This is a genomic window from Acinetobacter sp. UBA5934, assembly GCF_002430855.1.
Lineage (GTDB): Bacteria > Pseudomonadota > Gammaproteobacteria > Pseudomonadales > Moraxellaceae > Acinetobacter.
The window spans coordinates 1-3,763 of sequence record NZ_DJDC01000033.1 but is presented as its reverse complement, the minus strand read 5'-3'; the positions used below and the strand labels follow the sequence as shown (position 1 = coordinate 3,763).

Annotated in this window: 4 protein-coding genes; 1 reads left to right on the top strand and 3 read right to left on the bottom strand. The window is 39.0% G+C overall.

Annotated elements, in window-relative coordinates:
* Positions 1–597: 597 nt before the first annotated feature.
* The 3 genes from B2Y23_RS02325 to B2Y23_RS02315 all read right to left on the bottom strand — a co-directional run bounded on the left by B2Y23_RS02325 (position 598) and on the right by B2Y23_RS02315 (position 3,407).
* On the bottom strand, positions 598–1,530 hold the full coding sequence (locus tag B2Y23_RS02325; RefSeq protein ID WP_291354765.1) for an FAD-binding protein: 933 nt from the start codon (positions 1,528–1,530) through the stop codon (positions 598–600).
* Between the two features lie 17 nt (positions 1,531–1,547).
* Positions 1,548–2,300 carry an electron transfer flavoprotein subunit beta/FixA family protein gene (locus B2Y23_RS02320; RefSeq protein ID WP_291354766.1) on the bottom strand — a complete coding sequence of 251 codons (753 nt, stop codon included), beginning with the start codon at positions 2,298–2,300 and terminating at the stop codon, positions 1,548–1,550.
* A 501-nt stretch (positions 2,301–2,801) separates the two neighbouring features.
* Positions 2,802–3,407 carry a LysE family translocator gene (locus tag B2Y23_RS02315; RefSeq protein WP_291368776.1) on the bottom strand — a complete coding sequence of 202 codons (606 nt, stop codon included), beginning with the start codon at positions 3,405–3,407 and terminating at the stop codon, positions 2,802–2,804.
* Positions 3,408–3,520: 113 nt separating this feature from the next.
* Here B2Y23_RS02315 and B2Y23_RS02310 point away from each other — a divergent pair.
* Positions 3,521–3,763: Lrp/AsnC family transcriptional regulator (locus tag B2Y23_RS02310; protein ID WP_291368774.1), on the top strand; the 243-nt coding region annotated here is incomplete at its 3' end.

Genomic DNA, 3,763 nt, shown 5'->3' with positions numbered 1-3,763 from the left:
TCCTCAATGGCAATCGGTCGGATTTCCGATACGCTCATGCATACTCCTTATTACAAACAGCCGTTCAAACTGCTCGTTTTATATAATCAATCTAGCAAAAAATTAACCCAAAATAAGCTGAGTTAAAGTCTAAATACAGCCATAAATTATAGCATAAATTCTGTTGTTTTTGTGCCATATCTCTTATCTTAATCTTGTTAATTTTCTATAATTTATCGTTTATTTTTTAGGCACTTTCATTTGTCGGAATTTTATGTGATTTAGTTCATTTTATTCGATGTCTAATTGCAAATCTTGGCGCTAAATCTTCAACTTGTTTATTCAGTTAAAATTATTATTTGGCCCTTAAAAAAAGATATAAATCGATTAAATACACTCTCCAATTTACCTGTTCAAATGCATGGAAGCTGAATCACTATTTAAGACAATGAAAATCGTAAAGTTTTATCTAATACTCCAAGATGCTAGCACTTGCACCTACACATCCTAAAAATGGATCCAGGTAAAATCCAGGCATAAAAAAACACCCCCAAACAGGCAGCAAAAGCATTGCTTTTACGACGTGTACAGGAGCGTTTTTTGAACTGCGTTCAGGAATTAGATTTTAGAAACCAATTCTGGAATGACAGTGTTCAAGTCACCAACTAACCAGTAGTCAGCTACTGCATTGATTGGCGCTTCTTCGTCTTTGTTGATCGCAACGATCACTTTAGACTCTTTCATACCCGCCAAGTGCTGAATCGCACCAGAGATACCTACAGCGATGTACAGGTCAGGTGCAACGATTTTACCCGTTTGACCAACTTGCATGTCGTTTGGTACGAAGCCAGCATCTACTGCAGCACGTGAAGCACCTTGAGCAGCACCAAGCTTGTCAGCTAATGGATCAAGGATCTTGTGATAGTTTTCACCAGAACCTACACCACGACCACCAGAAACAACGATACGAGCAGCCGTTAATTCTGGACGTTCAGATTTAACGATTTCTTCGTTAATGAACTTAGAAATACCCGCATCACCAGCAGACGCAGCAGCTTCAACGCTAGCCGAACCACCATCGCTTGCTACAGCATCAAATGCAGTACCACGAACAGTTGCAACAACAATAGACTCACCTGATTCTACAGTTGCAATCGCGTTACCTGCATAAATTGGACGTTTGAAAGTTTTAGGACCTTCAACAGCAATGATGTCAGTGATCATGCTTACGTCTAAAAGTGCAGCAGCACGTGGCAATACGTTTTTACCATTTGAGGTAGATGCAGCAAGGATATGTGTGTAGCCTTTACCTAATTCAGCAACAAGTTTCGCTACGTTTTCAGCCAATTGGTTTGCATAAGCAGCGTCGTCAGCAAGTAATACTTTGCTTACACCCGCAACTTTAGCTGCTTGGTCAGCAACTGCCTGAGCGCCAGAACCAGCAACCAATACAGTGATATCACCACCGATTTTTTGAGCTGCAGCAACAACGTTTAAAGTTGCACCATTAAGTGCTTTGTTGTCGTGCTCAGCGATAACTAAAATACTCATGATTTTATCCTTCTGTATTAGATCACTTTCGCTTCGTTTTTAAGTTTTTCAACAAGCTCATCTACAGATTTCACTTGTACGCCAGCTTTACGTTCAGCAGGAGCTTCAACTTTAACTGTTTTAAGTTTAGTTGCAGGAGAAACACCAAAGTCAGCAGGAGACTTAGTATCAAGCGGTTTTTTACGCGCTTTCATGATGTTTGGAAGAGCTGCATAACGTGGCTCGTTCAAACGTAAGTCAGTCGTGATGATTGCAGGAAGTGCAAGCTCAACAGTTTGCAAACCACCGTCAACTTCACGAGTTACCTGTACTTTGTCGCCTTCAACTTTCACTTCAGAAGCGAATGTACCTTGACCTGCGCCAAGTAGAGCGCCAAGCATCTGACCAACCTGGTTAGAGTCGTCATCAATTGCCTGTTTACCAAGAAGGATTAATTGTGGTTGTTCAGCGTCAACAACACCTTTCAGGATTTTAGCTACTTCTAGCGCACCCAGTTGGCTGTCATCAGCTTCAACCAGAATACCGCGGTCAGCGCCAAGTGCCATCGCAGAACGGATTTGTTCTTGAGCTTCTTTAGGACCAATAGAAACAACAACGATTTCTGAAACAGTTCCTTTTTCTTTTAAGCGAACCGCTTCTTCCACTGCGATTTCACAAAATGGGTTAATTGACATTTTAACGTTAGTAAGGTCAACCCCACTATTGTCCGGTTTAACGCGAACTTTAACGTTGGCATCAACCACACGTTTTACAGCAACAAGAGCCTTCATGTAATCCTCGGCTGTTTTAGCAAATGTAAATGTTGAGAAAAGTTATAATAACTCTTCACTTAAATTTTTTTAGGTGCCCTATCTTGCAATGTGTACGGCATTTCGGTCAAGTCACAATTATCAAAAGAGCTGTAAAAATGCGTAATTTTCCTTGAACTTGTCGTTCATATTTTTTTTAAATGTTTTTACTCAAATGAAATACTTAAATATTTAGTTATTTTTTAAACATTGATTTTTATTATGTTTTTATCTGATTAAACTCATCAAAAGTTCTGATTTAATCCTTGTTTTGCATAAATATTTTAATATTCTTGTACAGCAGCCTAATTTAAACATTCAGGTAATGAATTGTCATTTTAGACAGATTGAACAAATTCTTTAGCAAGTTTCGCTGTAAAAATGTGCTTTTTTTAAGTTAAACATGCAACAAATTAATCTTAGTGAGCTCACTTGTAGCAGATAAAAAAAGCAGACCATCAGGACCTGCTTTTTTAAATTCAATTATTGGATGATCAGCCAGGTTGCAGCCAGCATGAGTAAACCGCCTGAACCGCCATCAATCCATTTCTGTTTACGTTCATCTATATGGGTTTTTTGACTAATCTTAGCAAAAATCACACTCAAGCCACAATACACCACAAAAATCAGTCCAATAAAGATAAAGGACAAGATTAAACCTTGATTTACCGTATTTCCGGTTTTATCAATGAATTGCGGTAAAATTGCAAAATAGATCAGCATGCCTTTCGGATTTAATAGCGCAGTGAAAAACCCTTTTTTAACTGGACTGGAAGATGATTTTTTCTCGATGATTAGTTTATTTTGACTGAACACCGACTTGATCAAACAAAAAGCCAGAAATAACAGATAAGCAATCCCGAGCCAGCGGATGGTTTCAAATAACACCGGGAAAGAGACAATGATGGCGGCGATCCCCAATGCGACCAAAACGGAATGGACCAAATATCCAAGACAAATTCCTACAGTTGCCAGCATGCCTGCTTTTGCATCTTTACCCATCACTTGTGACAAGATAAACAGCATATCTGGTCCAGGGGTGAAAATAAGCGGGATAACCGTTAAGGCGAACAGTGCAAATACAGACATTTCCTTTTCCCTTTCCATGTCTTGAAAGTGAAAATTAGTATCGAATAAATAGTACAAAATAGGATTTCAAATATTCTATAATTATGATCATTTTTCGAATTATATTCTAATTTATGAAGCTATCTTCTAAATCTGTTTCAGCAAAGCTGGACCGTATTGATAAAAATATCATTCGAGCCTTGCAAAATAATGGCCGTATGCAAAACAACGATCTGGCCCGTGAAATTGGACTCTCGCCATCTTCCTGTCTGCGGCGGGTGAAACTACTGGAAGAAGCAGGCGTGATTCAGAGCTACACCACTGTGGTCGATCCGCAAAAAATTGGCTTGCAGCTCATCTTGTTTTCACGAATCTGG

Coding starts and splice junctions, on each gene's coding strand:
- B2Y23_RS02325 (WP_291354765.1), bottom strand. CDS start 1,530: ATGAGTATTTTAGTTATCGCTGAGCACGACAACAAAGCACTTAATGGT.
- B2Y23_RS02320 (WP_291354766.1), bottom strand. CDS start 2,300: ATGAAGGCTCTTGTTGCTGTAAAACGTGTGGTTGATGCCAACGTTAAA.
- B2Y23_RS02315 (WP_291368776.1), bottom strand. CDS start 3,407: ATGTCTGTATTTGCACTGTTCGCCTTAACGGTTATCCCGCTTATTTTC.